Below are 17,874 nucleotides of genomic sequence, written 5' to 3'. Positions count from 1 at the left end.
CCTATTCCTGCCGCTGGCAAAATCTTTGCAGCCTGGCGCTGTCGAATGGTGCGCTTGCCCGGGAAAGCGAAAGCGGTATTATTGCGCCCGGCGTTCAATCGCCAACAGAAACGGCGCCTGATTTTGCTGATTGATATACTGGTATTTCAGCACGAGAAACTCCATCTGGCTAAGCTCCTGGCAAAATGCCTCCACTGCTTCCTTTTCCACCTCGCCTGCGGCATGACCCCAGTAAATCATCACCGTCATGATCCCTCCTGGCCGCAGGACATGCAAGCCGGACTCGATGGCGCGGATCGTGCTTGCGGCCTGGGTCGTAATCTCTTTGTTGCCTCCAGGCAAATAGCCCAGATTGAACATGATCGCGGCAGCTTGCACATCCAGACTCTCGATTTCCTCGTGACTCGCCAGCTTCAGCTCGACCCGATCTAACAAGCCTTCCCGCTCCAGACGTTCTTTCGTCTTGGCAATCGCCTGCGGCTGAATATCAAACGCAATGACGTGGCCCGTCTCCGAAACGAGCTGGGCGAGAAACAACGTGTCATTGCCGTTGCCCATCGTGGCGTCAATCACTGTCTCTCCTGGTTGTACTCGCTCGCGAATCAGTTTTCGCGCTACCTCCAATACATTAGGAAACATCGCCTTTTCTTTTCTCCTCTCTCTTTCTATCCGTGCTGCTACAGCACGATTTGCAAGCCGATGCGGGCCGCATGGACGGGACCTGCGACAAACGCCTCCGCCTGGCCGAGCACGTCGCTTTCTTCGTAACCGTGAAACAGATGTGTGACCAAAAGCGAACGGCAATCGTGCGCTTGCGCCAGCTCTGCGGCCTGGCGGACTGACAAATGCCCGTTCGGCGTTTTGGGGCGGTTATGATCCAAATAAGTGCCTTCACATATAAACAAGTCGGCCCCATCGACAAAGCCGCGCCAGTTTGTTCCTGGCCCACTGTCGGCCCCGTACACAATCGTTTTCCCGTTTGCCACAAAGCGCATGGCGTAGCATGGGTCCCCGTCACCGTGATCCGTACGCCGGAACGAGACGTGCACGTCACCGATGACGAGCTGGCTTTGCTCCTCGAGCGGGAAAAAGCGGGTTGCATCCCGGTAGGTCAACGTTTTCGTCTGCTGCTCCGGCAAGGCCGGCGCGTAGATGGGAAGCGGCTTGTCAGCAGGTCGTTGCCCGAACAGCTGATGCACCATCAGTCCATACTGGAGCACTCCTACATCTGCTACATGATCGTGATGATAATGAGACAGAAGCAGGGCATCCAGCTCGTAAATAGGCATATGGACACCGAGTTGGGATAGCACTCCGCTGCCGCAATCGACGAGTAGCTTTGCTTCATTCGTCTCGATCAAATAGCCCGGTGTCGCTCCCCCGGGGCCAGGATATGGAGATTGATAGCCAAGCACGGTTACGCGCATATTCGGTTCACTCCCGTTCATAGGATGGATTAAGGTGGGACAGGAGGTCTGAGATGCAAGGAACATGGAAAGCCTCATGGCAAATCGCTTTTACGTATATCGGAACAGTCGTAGGAGCCGGCTTTGCCTCAGGCAGGGAAATTGTCGAGTTCTTTGTGCAATATGGGACACAAGGCTTGATTGGCATTGGGATTGCGACAAGTTTATTCGTGTGGGCGGGGATACGGGTGATGCTCATCTCCTACCGTATCCAGGCCGATTCCTATCAAGAGGTCAGCACGTATTTGTTCGGGCACCCTTTTGGCACCGTTTTTAATACGCTGCTGCTAACCGTTTTGCTCGGAACGACATCCGTGATGCTGGCGGCCACCGGGGCTATTTTTGGGGAGTCATTTCACATGTCTCCGCAAATCGGCATTTGGCTTAGCATGGTTCTCATTTTTTTCGTCACGCGAAAAGGGTTGTTTGCCATTCATCAAGTGAACAGCATTTTTGTGCCTATGCTTGTCGCGTTTACGCTGCTCGTCTTTTTGTACTCGAAACCATGGCTGGATACAAGCGTCACTGTTGAAGCTTTGCGCCCCTGGGCCTGGCTTAGCTCCCCTCTCTACTATGTTGCCTTAAATGTCGTGCTTACACAAGCGGTTCTTGTGCCGATCGGCCGACACAGCACGAGTGAAAAGCCGTTGATCGTGGGGGGAATCATGGGGGGCTTGGGAATCGGGCTGCTCTTGCTATTGGCCTATTCCTCGCTGACGGTAAAAATGCCGGGTATCCAGGAGACGGAAATGCCGATGATTGCCCTGCTGCAAGGGTTGGGGCGGGGAATCCCGTTATTGTTTTCCTTGCTGGTCTACGCGGAAATTTTCTCGACACTCGTAGCCAATGTGTTCGGGTTGACGGAGCAAATCCGTCAGGTGACGCGGCTGCGCGGAGCCACGATCATTCTCTGCATCCTCGTCATCTGCTACCTGGTCAGCTTTGTCGGCTTCAGCTCGTTGCTGCGCTTTTTGTACCCGCTGTTTGGCCAGCTCGTTCTGCTGTTTCTGGTGATGCTCGTCTATAGACAGTGGCGTGACCGGGCCTGGTAGCCATAAAAAAACCTCTCCGCAATCGGGAGAGGTTTTTTTCATGAAACCTTATGCAAATTCTGCAACCAGTTTGTCGAAGTCTTCTTGGGACAGACGAATGTCCTGTTTCGCCAAGCCTTCTTCTTTGAAGCCTTTTACGAGCGCTTCGTAAGGTTTTTGCTCGGTATTTTGATAGATCAGACCGGTAATCAGACCGTTGTATTTCATGGATGTAGACATCGCCTTGATGCGGTCATGCGGATCGTAGCCTTCGATTGTTTCTACAGGCACGATGTTCTCTTTGAACCAGTCGTAGGTGTTTACTTTGTTGTAGGTTACACAAGGGCTGAATACGTTAATCAGGGAGAAGCCTTCGTGTTTGATCCCTCTTTCAATCAGCTCAGTCAAGCCCTTCAGGTCGCTGGAGAAAGATTGGGCAACGAAAGTCGCACCAACAGACAGCGCCAGTTCCACTGGAGTGATGGAGGACTCAATGGAGCCTTGCGGTGTAGACTTGGTCACGAAACCAGTCGCGGAACGCGGAGAGGTTTGACCTTTTGTCAGACCGTAAATTTGGTTGTCCATCACGATGTAGGTGATGTTCATGTTGCGACGGATGGCGTGAACCGTGTGACCCATACCGATCGCAAATCCATCCCCGTCACCGCCTGCTGCGATAACAGTCAGCTCGCGGTTTGCCATTTTCACACCTTGTGCGATTGGCAGGGAGCGTCCGTGAATACCGTGGAAACCATAGCAGTTGATGTAGCCGGAAATACGTCCGGAACATCCGATACCAGAAATAACCGCCAGATTTTCAGGTTCCAGACCTACGTTCGCTGCGGCGCGTTGAATCGCCGCCTGGATGGAGAAGTCTCCACAGCCTGGGCACCAGTTAGGCTTAACGTTATTTCGAAACTCTTTCATAGTCGCCATGTTTTACCAGCTCCTTCACTTCAGCATAGATTTCCTTCGGCAGGAATGGATTACCGTCATATTTCAGCACAGATTCGATTTTTTCAGCGCTTCCAACGTGTTGTTTGATGAGGTTGGCCACTTGTGCCTGGATGTTATGCTCAACAACAACCACTTTTTTCGCTTTATCCATCAGTGCTTTGATTTGTTCAGTCGGGAATGGATGCAGCAAACGGATTTGTGCATGGTTAACCTTGATTCCCTCTTTTTCCAGACGGCCTTTTGCTTCTTGAATGGTACCGATGGTGGAGTTGATTCCCACTACCAGAACATCCGCATCAGCATGAGGAGCATCGACGGTTACAGGGTTTTTGAACGTTTTCAGAACGCCTTCCAGCTTGCGCATACGTTTATCCATTTGCTGGATACGGTTCGCAGCATTCTCGGAAGGACGGCCAGTTTCATCGTGCTCTACCCCTGTTACGTGGTGCAGACCGTATTTTTGTCCAGGGATAACGCGTGGGGAAACGCCATCTTCGGTTACTTCATAACGCTTGAACAGGTCGTTTTGCTCTTTTTCAGGCAGTTCTTGTCCAGCGAGCAGTTTTCCGCGGCGAATTTCCACTTTGTTGTAGTCAAATGGGGCAACGGTTTGTTTACCCAGGGAAAGAGTCAGGTCTGTCATGAGAATGACTGGCAGCTGGTACTCTTCCGCAATGTTAAACGCTTCAACTGCATCGTAGAAGCACTCTTCTACTGTGCTTGGCGTGATAACGACTTTTGGAATGTCGCCGTGTGTACCATAGATCATTGCGTTTACGTCGGATTGCTCGATTTTGGTCGGCATACCTGTGGATGGGCCACCACGTTGAGTGTTTACGATCACAACTGGTGTTTCGGTGATACCAGCCAGACCGATTGCTTCCATCATCAGGGACAGACCAGGACCTGCAGAAGCAGTCAAGGAACGGGCACCTGCGTAGTTAGCACCGATTGCCATCGTAATCGCAGCGATCTCGTCTTCTGTTTGGATAACGGTTCCGCCCAGTTTTGGCAGTTTTTTAATCAGGTATTCCATTACTTCGGAAGCCGGTGTGATCGGATATGCTGGCATGAAGCGGCAGCCTGCTGCGATAGCACCCAGAGCGATCGCGTCGTTACCGATCATGAACAGTTGTTTTTGTGGCTCCGCTTTTTCCATTTGGAACTCAGGCAACTGTCCACCAGTCAGTTCATTTACAAAATCAAATCCGCGGCGAATCGCTTCCATGTTCTTTTCAACCACTTTTTCGCCTTTGCGGAGGAACATATCTTCAACGATAGCCCGGTAACTTTCCACTGGAATGCCGAGGATTGCACTGGACGCACCAATCGACACCATGTTTTTCATCAGGGAAGTTCCCAGTTCATCAGCGATCTCAGTCAGTGGTACAGTGAAGAAGCGAACTGGCTTCAACCCGTCCGGTAACTTTGGATTGAATTTGGCATCTGCAATGATGATGCCACCTTCGCGAAGTTCATGCGCGTTAAAATCGATTGTCTCCTGGTCAAATGCTACGAGAATGTCCAGATCGTCGGAGATCGCACGCATTGGCGTTGTACTCACGCGAATTTTGTTGTTCGTGTGTCCACCCTTAATACGGGAAGAGAAGTGACGGTAGCTGTACAGATGGTAACCCATCCGATTCATCGCCATCGAGAAAATCTCACCAGTACTCTCGATGCCCTCCCCTTGCTGTCCTCCAACTTTCCAGGAAAGTTGACTAATCATTCAGATTCCACCCTTTCAGTGACTGTGAGCAAGCTGCCCATCTTACCTGAAAAAGATTGATAAGATGTGACAATTCTGTGCATAGACAGTAACAATTGTAGTCCTGTCCCTGTCAAATTGCAAGTGCTTTTACTCAACTTACTTTTGACCTGAATTTTAATGTTGAACTAGGTTCATTAATATCCTCATGTATTATTGTAGCACGTTTCCGAAAACACGCAACTAATTTCCTCACACAAATTTCAATACTTCCGCTCCTTCTACAAACAGAATAGCCCCATTCGCCTCCTTTAATACGCACTCGTCCAAATCAGTAAGCACCTGTATATGCACATACCCGCTTGCGCCGATAGGAAAACCTGTTAATACGCACGTATCCGACTTTTTGGACACGAAAAAACCTGTTCATTCTTCGAACAAACAGGCAGGCGATTCGTTTGCAGTTTTATTATCTGGGTTCTACGATTAATTTGATTGCAGTACGCTCTTCTCCATCAATTACGATGTCGGTAAAGGCTGGAATGCAAATGAGGTCAACTCCACTCGGCGCTACGAACCCTCGTGCGATTGCTACGGCCTTCACAGCTTGATTAAGCGCCCCAGCGCCAATGGCTTGGATTTCAGCTGCACCGCGTTCCCGCAGAACGCCGGCAAGGGCACCAGCAACGGAATTGGGGTTAGACTTTGCTGAAACTTTTAATACTTCCATCCTTTTTGAACCTCCCGTCTGATAGGAATCCTGTCATCATTAGTATGATATTCGCATAACCCCTAAAAATTCCTGCTAACTCACGTGAAAGATTCAAAAAATTCTAATCTTATGTCCATTATTCCATAAACGGGTGGTCGACGTCAATTCGGATTCGCTCCAATTTTTTCGCTTGTCCTGTTGCCTTGTCGATCGTAATCAGAACAGCGTTCAACTGCGCAGGATCTGGAGCAACTTCGAAACGAACAGGCAGTTGGGTCAAAAATTTCCGGATGACCGCCTCGCGTTCCATTCCAAGGATGCCATTGCTTGGGCCGCACATCCCTACGTCGCACAAAAAGCCTGTCCCTTGCGGCAAAACGCGTTCATCTGCTGTCTGTACGTGCGTGTGCGTACCGACTACTGCCGTGACACGGCCGTCGAGATACCAGGCCATCGCCTGTTTTTCCGAAGTGGCTTCGGCGTGGAAGTCGACAAAAATCAGCTTTGTGCGCTTGCGGGCCTGCTCCACCAGTTTGTCCGCCATCTGGAATGGACAGTCGAGCGGCGGGAGAAAGGTTCTGCCCATCAGGTTGATGACCGCAAGCTCCCCTTCCGGCTGCTTGATATACGTGATGCCTTTTCCGGGCGCTCCCGCAGGAAAGTTCGCCGGACGGATCATCCTTGGCTCTTCATCAATAAAATCAAAAATTTCCCGCTGATCCCATGTATGGTTTCCAAGCGTAATCGCCTGAACACCGATCTCGAACAGTTCCTTCGTTATCTTTTCGGTAATGCCCCGGCCATGCGCCGCATTTTCACCGTTGGCGACGATGAACGCAGGCTGGTACTTTCTTTTCAGAAGCGGCAAGTACGTTTTGACGATTTCTCTGCCGGGCGATCCCATGATGTCTCCGATAAACAAAAGCTTCATTGAACATTCACCTCATACTGCTAGTATACACAACCACTGCGGAATTAGGAAATGTAGCCGCATCAGGCCCGTCAATCCCTTGAATTGACGGGGCCTTCTCAGAAAAAAAGTAAAGTGGCCGTCAGCCACTTTACTTTGCATACTCGACCGCCCGTGTCTCACGAATGACTGTCACTTTAATGTGACCAGGGTAGTCCAGTTCATTTTCAATTCGTTTGGTAATATCCCGCGCCAGACGGGTAGCTTCCGCATCATCAATCTTGTCCGGCTGAACCATAACACGAATTTCGCGTCCCGCTTGAATCGCATAAGACTTTTCTACGCCATCGAACGACTCAGAGATTTCTTCGAGTTTCTCCAAACGTCTGATATATGTCTCCAATGTCTCACGGCGTGCGCCTGGGCGTGCAGCAGACAGAGCATCTGCGGCTCCCACGAGCATAGCAATGACGGAAGTTGGTTCGGTATCACCGTGATGAGAAGCAATACTGTTGACAACCACTGGATGCTCGTTGTACTTCTTGGCCAGTTCCACACCGATCTCCACGTGTGAACCTTCGACTTCATGGTCAATCGCTTTACCGATGTCGTGCAACAGACCTGCACGTTTGGCCAGCTTCACATCTTCTTTCAGTTCAGCTGCCATCAGGCCAGCGAGATGAGCCACTTCCATCGAGTGCTTCAGCACGTTTTGACCATAGCTGGTACGGTAACGCAGTCGTCCCAGAATCTTAATCAGGTCCGGATGCAGGCCGTGTACTCCGGTTTCAAATGTTGCCTGTTCGCCGTATTCACGAATGCGCTCGTCTACTTCACGGCGTGCTTTTTCCACCATTTCCTCAATGCGGGCAGGGTGGATGCGGCCGTCCGCTACGAGCTTGTCGAGCGCTGTTTTGGCGATTTCCCGGCGGATCGGATCAAAGCCAGACAGGATGACGGCTTCCGGTGTGTCGTCGATAATCAGATCGATACCGGTCAACGTCTCCAGCGCACGAATGTTGCGTCCTTCCCGTCCGATAATCCGGCCCTTCATCTCATCGTTTGGCAGCGTCACAACAGAAACGGTAGTCTCTGCCACGTGATCGGCTGCACAGCGCTGAATGGAGGTGGTAATAATTTCACGAGCGCGCTTGTCTGCCTCTTCTTTGGCCTGTGTCTCGATTTCTTTAATCATCACAGCCATTTCGTGGCGAACGGTATTTTCCACATCGGTCAGAATGATCGTTTTCGCCTCATCCTGCGTCAGCCCGGAAATGCGTTCCAGCTCGGAAACTTGTTCTTTATATAAGTGCTCTACCTTGCTTTGCAATTCTGCGATGGTCCGGTCGCGCTCAGACAGCTCTTCTTCCTTGCGCTCCAACTGTTCCATCTTGCGGTCCAGCGTTTCCTCTTTTTGCAAAATACGCCGTTCCTGACGCTGGATCTCGTTGCGTCGTTCACGCAACTCGGTTTCTGCTTCGGAACGAAGCTTGAACACCTCATCCTTCGCTTCCAGCACCTTTTCCTTTTTAACGGCTTCGGCATCCCGTTTCGCTTCCTCGACGATCTGGCGTGCAGCTTCCTCCGCACTGGAGATTTTTGCTTCCGCAATCGATTTACGAATGAAGTAGCCAGCAGCCAAGCCGATGAGCAGGGCGACGAGCACGATGACAACTGTTAGTATAGCGTCCATAGGCTTTTTCGTTTCACCTCCTTATTGTAAGACATCTCCCCGCTTTCCACGCATTCGTTTTTCATGGAGTGCCGCTTTCGTTTTGCTCTCACATTTGAACATTCGCTAAAAAACAGGACCGATTTTACTCGGTCCGCTGAATCCGTACAGCTATCGCACGGTTGTTCAGTTGTTTCACAGGCAACGAGTGAGCAAAGCGCAAAAAGTTATGATACACCAAGTAAATACAAACCTATTTTATTATTTGTGAACAAGAATTGTCAAGAACATGCAAATCGAGTCAGTCCTGCCCATCCCTTCTCTGGCGCAATTCTTCCCGAATCTGCTGAATGATGGAATGCGCGAATCCTTTGCGCATCAGCATGGACAAGAGCTTTCTCTCCTCGTCACGATTCGGCGCTCCTGCGATGCGTCGCGCTTTCTTCTCTACCAAAGCGCGAGCTGCTTCCAGTTCAGCCTCTCTGGAAATGCCCTGCACGGCATCCTCTGCAATCGACTTGTCCACGCCGCGCTGCGCCAGTTCCATCCGCAGCATATAGGAACTGCGCGGCTTCAGGCGCAGCCTCTCCTCCACCCATTGCTTGGCAAACGCTTCATCGTCGATGTACCCTTGCTCCTCGCAGCGCTGGCAGATTTCATCAGCGACGCGGGTATCAAAGCCTTTTTCCAGCAAGTACGCATGCAGCTGACTGCGCGTGCGCGGACGCAGCCCCAAATATTTCAACGCGCCCAGATACGCCTTGTGCTTCTCTTCTGCGACCAGCACTTCGCCATAAAATGCCTCGTCCACCTGTGTCCCTTTGAACAGGTTGTACTTTATCAGTATGTCTTCATGTACCGTAAATGCATACTCCCCATCCAAATCGATATGGTAGCGCTGCTTCTGCTTATAATCGCGGTGAACGGCAGTGATTTGGCCTCCCTTCATGCGCTTTTGCTCCTTTCGAAACGTTTTTCACACAAAACAGCCTGTCTCATCGACAGGCTGTTGATTTTGCACGCAGTAGCTCATTAATCGAGGTCAAACATCGGCTCTTCCTCTTGCTCCGGATCAATCACTGGCTCTGCCTCCGGAACAGAACCAGGGTTCAGGCTGAAATACTCGCGAACTTTCGCCTCGATTTGCGCTGCAATATGAGGATTTTCTTTGAGGAAAATTTTCGCGTTTTCCCGCCCTTGGCCAAGGCGCTCATCGTTGAAGGAGTACCACGCACCACTCTTTTGCACGACGTCGATCTCGGAACCAATATCGAGGATGCTGCCCTCTTTGGAGATCCCTTCCCCGTACATGATGTCCACTTCAGCAACCTTGAACGGCGGCGCTACTTTGTTTTTCACGACTTTGATCTTGGTCTTGCTGCCCATGACATCGTTGCCGACCTTGATCGCTTCGGCTTTGCGAACATCGAGACGCACGCTCGCGTAGAACTTCAGTGCGCGTCCACCAGGAGTGGTTTCCGGGTTCCCGAACATCACGCCTACTTTTTCACGCAGCTGGTTGATGAAGATCGCAATCGTCTTCGATTTGTTGATCGCACCGGACAGCTTGCGCAAAGCCTGCGACATGAGACGGGCCTGCAAACCTACGTGGGAATCTCCCATCTCGCCCTCGATTTCTGCCTTCGGAACGAGCGCTGCTACCGAGTCCACGACAATGATGTCGACCGCACCGGAGCGTACCAGCGCCTCGGCAATTTCCAATGCTTGCTCCCCTGTATCCGGCTGGGAGAGCAGCAGCTCATCAATATTCACGCCCAGCTTGGCCGCATAGACAGGGTCCAGCGCGTGCTCGGCATCGATGAAAGCCGCTTGTCCACCTTGTCTTTGCACTTCTGCGATGGCATGCAGTGCTACGGTGGTTTTACCGGAAGACTCTGGTCCAAAAATCTCGATGATACGTCCGCGCGGGAATCCACCTACACCCAACGCGATGTCCAAAGCTAACGCCCCACTGGAAACGGTGGAAATCTGAACGTTGGCCACCTCTCCCAACTTCATGATGGAACCTTTTCCAAATTGCTTTTCTATTTGACGCAATGCACTCTCCAAAGCTGCGCGACGATCTGACAAATGGTACACACCCTTTCACTATTCGCATCTCTTTTGCTTGTCTTCATCATACATCGAGATAGAACCGTTTGCCAAGTATTTTTTGCGAACAAATATTCGCATCACGAAAAAACAGCCATTTTCTGGATATTCCCAGCAAAATGGCTGTCTGTCTTTACGCCTGAAGCGAACTAGGAGCGCTTCGCACCGCGCGGCTTCGCCGGCTCCAGGTTGATGCGCTTGCCGTTGATCCGGGTTTGACGGAGCGATTCATAGACAAACGGCGCCACGTCCTCCGGCACTTCCACAAACGTAAAGTTCTCGAAAATGTCGATGCGTCCCACTGCTTTGCCCGGGATGCCGACCGACTCGGAAATCTCGCGAACCAAATCCTGCGGCTTCATGTTCACATTTCGGCCTACGTTCAGGAAGAAACGCACCATGCCTTTTGCCGCACCTGTCTCTCCGAAGTTGTACGCTTCTGTCTCCTGCATTTGCCCCGCTTCCGTATGGAAAGCCAGGTGCAGTGCCGCAGCGGCAACCTTTTCAGCAGGGTACTGGCCAACGAGCGATTCCGCTACTTTTTGGTACATGTCCGCAATCGCATCGCTTTCCAACAGGCTGGTCAACTGCTCGCGAAGCTGTTCCTGCTTGCGCTCGGCCACTTCTTCCAGCGACGGAACGTTGCGGGACAGCACTTGCGCTTTTGTCTGCTTCTGGATGAACATCATCTGTCTGACTTCACGCGGAGTCACCAGAGTCATGGCAATACCTTTGCGTCCGGCACGGCCTGTACGTCCGATCCGGTGCACGTAGCTCTCGGAGTCTTGCGGAATGTCGTAGTTGATGACGTGGGAAACGTTTCCGACGTCGATTCCGCGCGCTGCTACGTCCGTTGCGATCAAAAACTCGATGGAGCCTTCGCGGAAGGCATTCATGACTTTGTCGCGCTGCGCCTGGGAAAGATCGCCGTGCAAGCCGTCCGCCAAATACCCGCGGGCTTGCAGCACTTCGGACAGCTCATCCACCCCGCGCTTGGTGCGGCAGAAGATGATGCCAAGCTCTACATCCTCACTGTCGAGAATGCGGCAGAGGCTCTCTACTTTGTTTCGGTCAAACACTTTGTAATACACCTGTTCGATCAATGGTGCTGTCACTTCCTCGCGGCTGACAGCGATCGTTTGCGGCTGCTTCATGTAGCGGGTAGCGAGGCGCTTGATTTCAGGCGGCATTGTTGCGGAGAAAAGCAGGGTCTGACGCTCTTCCGGCATATGTGTAATGATTGTCTCGATGTCTTCGATGAAGCCCATGTCCAGCATTTCGTCCGCTTCATCCAAAACGAGCGTATGTACATGATCGAGCTTCAATGTTTTGCGGCGCAGGTGATCCATCACGCGGCCAGGTGTCCCTACGACGATTTGTACACCTTGGCGCAGGGCGCGAATCTGATGGCCGATCGATTGTCCGCCGTAGATCGGCAGCGTGCGTACTTTTTTGTATTTGGAGATACGCAGCAGCTCTCCCGCAACCTGGATGGCGAGCTCGCGGGTCGGAGTCAGTACGATTGCTTGTACCCGGTTCGCTGGCGTAATTTTTTCCACGAGCGGAATCCCGAAAGCTGCGGTCTTGCCGGTCCCCGTCTGTGCCTGACCGATCAGGTCGCCCCCTTCCAGCACTTTCGGAATGCAGGCAGCCTGAATCGGCGATGGCTCTTCGAAGCCCATATCGTGGATCGCCTGCAAAATTGATTTATGTAAAGGAAAATCAGAAAACATCGTCATGAAAACGTCACCTTTCTTTTTGCATTTGCAGCGCGTAAAACAGCGCATATTTGGCGGCACGCCCAACAATCGCCTGTCTTCTGCCAGCCAGACGCAGTTCTTTTACTGCTGTGGGCATCCCTTCAGCCGCAATTCCAACGTAGACAAGGCCAACAGGCTTGCCCTCCGAAGGGTCGGGTCCAGCCACACCCGTCACGGACACACCGTATGTCGCCCCCAGCCTGGCTCGCACATTTTCTGCAAGCAACTGCGCTGTTTGCCGACTGACGGCCCCGTCCGTTTGCAAAACCTCTTCCGGTACGTCAAGCAACTGGGTTTTCACATCGTTTGTATAGCAGACTACGCCTCCCCGAAAAACAGAAGAGCTGCCGGGTACGGACGTAATCAACGAAGCGACCGTACCGCCTGTACAGCTCTCCGCACTTGCGATCGTCTCGTTTCGCTTTTTCAGCTCGCTCACCAGTACCGCGTGCAGGGACGAATCTTCCCCCATCCCGTACACATACTCGCCAACACGCTTGCGAATCTCTTCTTCCACCGGCAAAATCAGCGCTTCTGCTTCTTCTGCCGCAGACGCTCTTGCCGTGAGCCTGAGCGTCACTTCAAATTCCTTGGCATACGGCGCGATCGTCGGGTTGTCCTGCTTTTCAATCAAATCCAGCAATCGCTCCTCCAGCGCGGATTCCCCGATTCCATAGAAGCGCAGCACATGTGAATGAAAAACTTGCTTCTCTGGCAACAAGCCCGTCAAATACGGCATCACGTAGCGCTCCACCATCGGGTACAGCTCGCTCGGCGGTCCAGGGAGCAGCACGAACGTACAACTGTCATGACGGATCGCCATCCCAGGCGCCATCCCGAAGTCATTGGAAAAGACATGGCTGCCTGAAAGCACCAGCGCCTGCTTCCGATTGTTCTCCGTCATGACAATCCCACGTTGCAAAAAGAACTGCTCGATTCTTTCCATGGCTTCCGGGTTTGTCTCCAGCCCGACACCTACGTGTGCTGCCACCGTTTCCTTGGTCAGATCATCCTGTGTCGGCCCAAGCCCTCCTGTAAAAATGACGAGATCGGATCGGCCGGAAGCGAGCGCAATGACCTGCCGCAATCGCTCTGCATTATCTCCTACAACCGTATGGAAATAGACTCCCACGCCAATTTCCGCCAGCTTCTGCGAAAGAAACTGGGCATTTGTGTTGGCAATTTGGCCTAGCAAAAGCTCGGTACCTACTGCGATAATCTCCGCTCTCATTTTCCTCATCCATTCTCTTTGAGAGTAGAAAAGCCTCTAACCCAACAGTTTATCACCGTTAGTGGCTATAGAGAAGAGTCTTGTGAAAAAAGAGACCAATACCCGTAGCTACGAGTATTGGATGACGTTGCGATTTTTCGCAAAGTAGTCGTACCCGGAATAAAGCGTGATAACGACCATCGCCCACGTGGCGACTTCGTCAAACGGAATCCCGAAAAATTCGAAGGGAAAGTTGCGGATCATGACAGCGGTAATCGCCACAATCTGGACCCATGTCTTCAGTTTACCCAATGCGCTTGCGGCAATTACCTGTCCTTCTGCCGCAGCAACCAGACGCAAACCTGTTACAGCAAACTCCCTGCTGATGATGACAATCGCAATCCACGCTTCCAGCCGCTGCATCTCCACGAGGGAGATCAGCGCTGCCGAGATGAGCAGTTTGTCTGCCAGCGGGTCCAAAAATTTCCCCAGATTCGTCACGATCTTGCGTTTGCGAGCGATGTAACCGTCGAGTCCGTCCGTACTGGCTGCTAGGATAAACACCAAAGCCGCAATCAGCTCGTTATACGTCATCGTCAGGCTGCCAATGGAAAATGTCCCGATGTTGTAACGCACCAGCAGAAAAAACATGACTACCGGAACCAGGAAAATCCTGGCGAGGGTGATGCGGTTGGCGAGATTCACCTAGACTACCTCCCCGGCCAAATCGTATTCATAGGAGTGTGTGATCTTGACTTTTACGATAGAGCCCAATTTGCCTTTGAACCCTGTTACGAATACTTCCCCGTCAATTTCCGGGGCGTCGTATTGCGTCCGGCCTACATAAATGTCGTTGCGTCCCTCGTAGCGTTCAATAAGAACGTCCAGCACCTGGCCGACGAAGCGGCCGTTGCGCTCGCTTGCAATCTCACGCTGAATTTCCATCAGCATGTTTGCACGCTTTTCCTTGACTTCTTCGTCCACATGATTCGGCAAACGGGAAGCCGGAGTGTCTTCTTCATTGGAATACGTAAAAACACCCAAACGATCAAAGCCGATGTCCTTCACAAACTCGCACAGACGCTCGAAGTCCTCGTCTGTCTCGCCGGGGAAGCCGACGATCAGCGAGGTGCGCAACGCTACATCCGGCACTTGCGCACGGATTTTCGCCACCAGCTCGCGAATGTCCGTTTGTCGACCCGGCCGACGCATTTTTTTCAGAATGTGGTCTTCCGAGTGCTGCAGCGGCATGTCGACGTATTTGCACACTTTTGGATTGGTAGCAAACGTTTGGATCAGCTCGTCTGTAAAAAAGCCCGGATAGGCGTAGTGAAGGCGAATCCATTCGATTCCTTCCACCTCTGCCAAACGGTTCAAGAGCTCTGGCAGCATCTGCTTACCATCGTAAATGTCTGCACCGTAGTTGGTGGAATCCTGAGCGATCAGGCTCACTTCCACAATTCCCTGCGAAGCCAGGTGGCGGGCCTCTTCGACGATTGACTCAATCGTTCTGCTGCGGAAGCCACCGCGCATCAGCGGGATACTGCAGAAGGTACAGGCATTGTCGCAGCCCTCGGCAATTTTAATGTATGCGGAGTACGTGCCTTCCTTCACCTTGCGCTTCACGACATCTTCGTACGTGAAGATGGGGTTGCCCACGAAAATCGGGCGCTTGCCAGCCAGCGATTCTTCAATGATCTCTGTAATCGACATAAAATCGCCTGTTCCGACAATGCCGTCCACCTCGGGAATCTCGTTCAAGATATCCTCTTTGTAGCGTTGTGTGAGACAGCCTGCCACCACAAGCGATTTCAGCTTGCCGGTTTCCTTCAATTCACCCATTTCCAGAATCTTGTTTACCGATTCCTCTTTGGCTGCATCGATGAAACCGCAGGTATTGACAATGACCACGGTTGCTTCTTCCGGATTGTCAACCAGTTCATAGCCTTTTTCATCTATCAGATGGGCCATCATGTCCGAATCGACAAGATTTTTTTCACAGCCCAGCGTAACAATCGCTACTTTTTCTCGCGTGCCTGCCTTCTCTGTCATCTTTTTTCCTCCAATTGGTCACACCAGCCCATATTACACCTATCCAGTATAATATAAGCCTAAAGGAAGTGTCAAAAGAGACGAAAGTATAAAAGGCAAGCTTTACGCTTGCCTACTGTGCTGCTGCTTCTTTCAATTTGATGGTGATGTTCGACGGCATGAACTTCATTTTGGACGTATCGATCACCGCTCCGTTCACCGTCAATTCGACGACGGTCGGTTTTCCAAGACGCACATACGCCGATTTCTTCAATTCAATCGTGATTTCTTCCTTGGCTCCCTTTTTCAGTTCGCCTTCCTCGACGTATTTCTTGCCTTTTCCTTCCGATACCCCGAACCAGCTTCTGTCTTCCTTCACTTTCAGGTGGACGGTGATTTTTTCTCCACCCTGCAGGGAGTAGTTGTAGATGGAACCTTGCTGCGATTCAAACGTGACCGTCGCCTGAGAGACTTCAGGCTCGGGTGTCGTCGTTCCCGGCTCAGTAACAGGCGTGACAGCAGATGGCGGTTGCGGCTGCTGTGCGATCGGAGAGGTGGAAACTCCACCACCGTTGCCCGGAGTGACGATTTCCGCTCCTGGAGTGACCGTTCCGCTCGGTATAGGCTGGGTGAACGTATCGTCGTTGTTGTTTACCGCTGCGACGTAAATCACGCCGATAATCAAGGCAATAAACAACACCAGTAATGTCTTGGTGACCCAACGTCCCGCCTGCAACGGATTGTTCGCGGAAGCAACTCTCCTGCGGCGCAGCCTTTCCACTTGCTCCGTAGGTGGCTGGGCTGGCAAATCGGCCTGAAAGTGCGTCAGGATGTGATTCGGGTCCAGACCGACGGCTTCCGCATAACTTTTTATGAACGCACGCGCGTAAAAGTGGCCGGGAAGTACATGAAAATGACCTCTTTCAATGGCCTCCAAATACCGCCGCTGTATCTTGGTAATTCGTTGGATGTCGTCGAGCGTGATTCCTTTTTCTTCGCGGGCCCTTTGCAGGACTTGACCTAGCTCAGACACAGCTGCCCCTCCTTAATTCATGTCAAAATTATCAAAGCCGCGATTGTTAATCAGCTCGTATGTAATTTCTTCATCTGGATGGTGGCGTAATTCAATAATGTAGTGGAAATCAGACATTTCGTACTCTGACTCCCGCACAAAAATATCCGGATGCTCGATGATTTTCGCGGCAGGAAAGTTCATAATCTCCCGAAGCAGGGTGTAGTGCTTCTCTGTCGATCGCAGCGTTGAAACAATCCCATCTATCAAATATACATGATCGGGGGACATTTCATCAATGGCCAAGGAGCTTCGCACCGTTTGCCGCAGCAACGTAGAGGAAATGAACGTCCAGCGCTTGTTCGCCGAGACACTGGCTGCAATCATCGACTCCGTCTTCCCCACGCGCGGCATTCCCCGGATGCCGATCAGCTGATGACCTTCTTTTTTCAAAATCTCGGCCATGAAGTCTACCAAAAGCCCCAGCTCGTCGCGCACAAAGCGGAACGTTTTTTTGTCCTCGCTGTCGCGCTCGATGTATCGGCCATGACGGACGGCAAGACGGTCAAGCATGGTCGGAGGACGCAACCTCGTTATGGTTATGTTGTCCATTTTTTGCACAACGTTGCGCAAAACCTCCATTTTTTCATCGTCGTCCGTCAAGAGCAGCATGCCGCGCCGCATCGTATCCACGCCGTTGATCGTGATGATATTAATGTTCAACATCCCCAGAATGGAAGACACGTCCCCCAGTAAACCCGGACGGTTTCGGGAAATTTCGTACTCCATGTACCATTCTTTTTTCGCTTCCATATGCAATCCTCTCCGGCACCCAAAATAACCTTCTACTGTAGTATATCACGTTCGCATCATTCGACAAACGCGAAAAGAAAAATCCCCATGAATAGGGGATTTAAACGTTTAGTTGCCACGATTGATATTATCGGAATTTTGTACGAGCTTCACCATGAGAGAAGCAAGTGCTTGTTGCTGCTGCTGATCGCCTGCATCCCAAAGCTGCTTCAACAGACGCTCCTGGTCGTTTTTCGGGTCGACCTGCTCTGCCAGATAGCTTCCGATCTGGTACGCCACGTTTTCCAGTGTCCCGTTGTCCATACCCGCCTGTTTCGCTTGTTCTACTCGCTCTCCGAGAAACTCTTTCCAGTCGCGAAAGTTGTCCAAAATCGACATTAGGAAATTCCCTCCTTTTTTCATTGGGGCAGCGGTATCTACCACCCGCACAAGAGGTAGACTTCCACCATTTCTCGGAAATTATTCACGCCCGCGCAAACA

Annotated in this window: 17 protein-coding genes; 1 reads left to right on the top strand and 16 read right to left on the bottom strand. The window is 51.6% G+C overall.

Features of this window, described 5'->3' with window-relative positions; all coding sequences use genetic code 11:
• Positions 1 to 78 precede the first annotated feature (78 nt).
• Both mnmM and EDM57_RS03870 read right to left on the bottom strand, forming a co-directional pair.
• Positions 79 to 639, bottom strand: coding sequence for a tRNA 5-(aminomethyl)-2-thiouridylate-methyltransferase MnmM (mnmM, locus tag EDM57_RS03875; RefSeq protein ID WP_122903457.1), 561 nt, complete (start codon positions 637 to 639; stop codon positions 79 to 81).
• Positions 640 to 677: 38 nt separating this feature from the next.
• Positions 678 to 1,427 (bottom strand): MBL fold metallo-hydrolase, encoded by a 750-nt coding sequence (locus EDM57_RS03870; RefSeq protein WP_122903456.1) that lies wholly within the window; start codon positions 1,425 to 1,427, stop codon positions 678 to 680.
• A 53-nt stretch (positions 1,428 to 1,480) separates the two neighbouring features.
• On the opposite strand from EDM57_RS03870, the gene EDM57_RS03865 reads away from it, so the two are divergent.
• On the top strand, positions 1,481 to 2,518 hold the full coding sequence (locus tag EDM57_RS03865) for a YkvI family membrane protein (RefSeq protein WP_122903455.1): 1,038 nt from the start codon (positions 1,481 to 1,483) through the stop codon (positions 2,516 to 2,518).
• A gap of 48 nt (positions 2,519 to 2,566) precedes the next feature.
• On the opposite strand, the gene EDM57_RS03860 is transcribed toward EDM57_RS03865, so the two are convergent.
• The 14 genes from EDM57_RS03860 to EDM57_RS03795 all read right to left on the bottom strand — a co-directional run bounded on the left by EDM57_RS03860 (position 2,567) and on the right by EDM57_RS03795 (position 17,772).
• On the bottom strand, positions 2,567 to 3,433 hold the full coding sequence (locus EDM57_RS03860) for a 2-oxoacid:ferredoxin oxidoreductase subunit beta (protein ID WP_122903454.1): 867 nt from the start codon (positions 3,431 to 3,433) through the stop codon (positions 2,567 to 2,569).
• Positions 3,405 to 5,183, bottom strand: coding sequence for a 2-oxoacid:acceptor oxidoreductase subunit alpha (locus tag EDM57_RS03855; protein ID WP_122903453.1), 1,779 nt, complete (start codon positions 5,181 to 5,183; stop codon positions 3,405 to 3,407). Before EDM57_RS03855 ends, EDM57_RS03860 begins: the two co-directional genes overlap by 29 nt.
• 448 nt (positions 5,184 to 5,631) lie before the next feature.
• Positions 5,632 to 5,892 (bottom strand): stage V sporulation protein SpoVS, encoded by a 261-nt coding sequence (spoVS, locus tag EDM57_RS03850; RefSeq protein ID WP_003385776.1) that lies wholly within the window; start codon positions 5,890 to 5,892, stop codon positions 5,632 to 5,634.
• Between the two features lie 118 nt (positions 5,893 to 6,010).
• Complete coding sequence (locus EDM57_RS03845) at positions 6,011 to 6,805, bottom strand: TIGR00282 family metallophosphoesterase (protein WP_122903452.1); 795 nt, start codon at positions 6,803 to 6,805, stop codon at positions 6,011 to 6,013.
• Positions 6,806 to 6,935: 130 nt separating this feature from the next.
• On the bottom strand, positions 6,936 to 8,477 hold the full coding sequence (rny, locus tag EDM57_RS03840) for a ribonuclease Y (RefSeq protein WP_122903451.1): 1,542 nt from the start codon (positions 8,475 to 8,477) through the stop codon (positions 6,936 to 6,938).
• 280 nt (positions 8,478 to 8,757) lie between these two features.
• Positions 8,758 to 9,405, bottom strand: a complete 648-nt coding sequence (locus tag EDM57_RS03835; RefSeq protein ID WP_122903450.1) for a RecX family transcriptional regulator — start codon at positions 9,403 to 9,405, stop codon at positions 8,758 to 8,760.
• 83 nt (positions 9,406 to 9,488) lie between these two features.
• On the bottom strand, positions 9,489 to 10,547 hold the full coding sequence (gene recA, locus EDM57_RS03830) for a recombinase RecA (RefSeq protein WP_122903449.1): 1,059 nt from the start codon (positions 10,545 to 10,547) through the stop codon (positions 9,489 to 9,491).
• A gap of 170 nt (positions 10,548 to 10,717) precedes the next feature.
• Positions 10,718 to 12,307, bottom strand: coding sequence for a DEAD/DEAH box helicase (locus tag EDM57_RS03825; RefSeq protein WP_122903448.1), 1,590 nt, complete (start codon positions 12,305 to 12,307; stop codon positions 10,718 to 10,720).
• A gap of 7 nt (positions 12,308 to 12,314) precedes the next feature.
• On the bottom strand, positions 12,315 to 13,559 hold the full coding sequence (locus EDM57_RS03820; RefSeq protein ID WP_122903447.1) for a competence/damage-inducible protein A: 1,245 nt from the start codon (positions 13,557 to 13,559) through the stop codon (positions 12,315 to 12,317).
• 108 nt (positions 13,560 to 13,667) lie between these two features.
• Entirely contained in the window at positions 13,668 to 14,243 is a 576-nt protein-coding gene (gene pgsA / locus EDM57_RS03815; protein ID WP_005834099.1) for a CDP-diacylglycerol--glycerol-3-phosphate 3-phosphatidyltransferase, read from the bottom strand.
• On the bottom strand, positions 14,244 to 15,590 hold the full coding sequence (gene rimO / locus EDM57_RS03810; protein ID WP_122903446.1) for a 30S ribosomal protein S12 methylthiotransferase RimO: 1,347 nt from the start codon (positions 15,588 to 15,590) through the stop codon (positions 14,244 to 14,246).
• A 112-nt stretch (positions 15,591 to 15,702) separates the two neighbouring features.
• Entirely contained in the window at positions 15,703 to 16,602 is a 900-nt protein-coding gene (locus tag EDM57_RS03805; protein ID WP_122903445.1) for a helix-turn-helix domain-containing protein, read from the bottom strand.
• Positions 16,603 to 16,614: 12 nt separating this feature from the next.
• Positions 16,615 to 17,394 (bottom strand): YmfK family protein, encoded by a 780-nt coding sequence (locus tag EDM57_RS03800; protein WP_122903444.1) that lies wholly within the window; start codon positions 17,392 to 17,394, stop codon positions 16,615 to 16,617.
• 108 nt (positions 17,395 to 17,502) lie between these two features.
• Positions 17,503 to 17,772, bottom strand: a complete 270-nt coding sequence (locus EDM57_RS03795; protein WP_122903443.1) for a DUF3243 domain-containing protein — start codon at positions 17,770 to 17,772, stop codon at positions 17,503 to 17,505.
• Positions 17,773 to 17,874 lie beyond the last annotated feature (102 nt).

The organism is Brevibacillus gelatini (genome assembly GCF_003710935.1).
GTDB lineage: Bacteria > Bacillota > Bacilli > Brevibacillales > Brevibacillaceae > Brevibacillus > Brevibacillus gelatini.
This window is presented reverse-complemented; position numbering and strand designations above follow the sequence as displayed.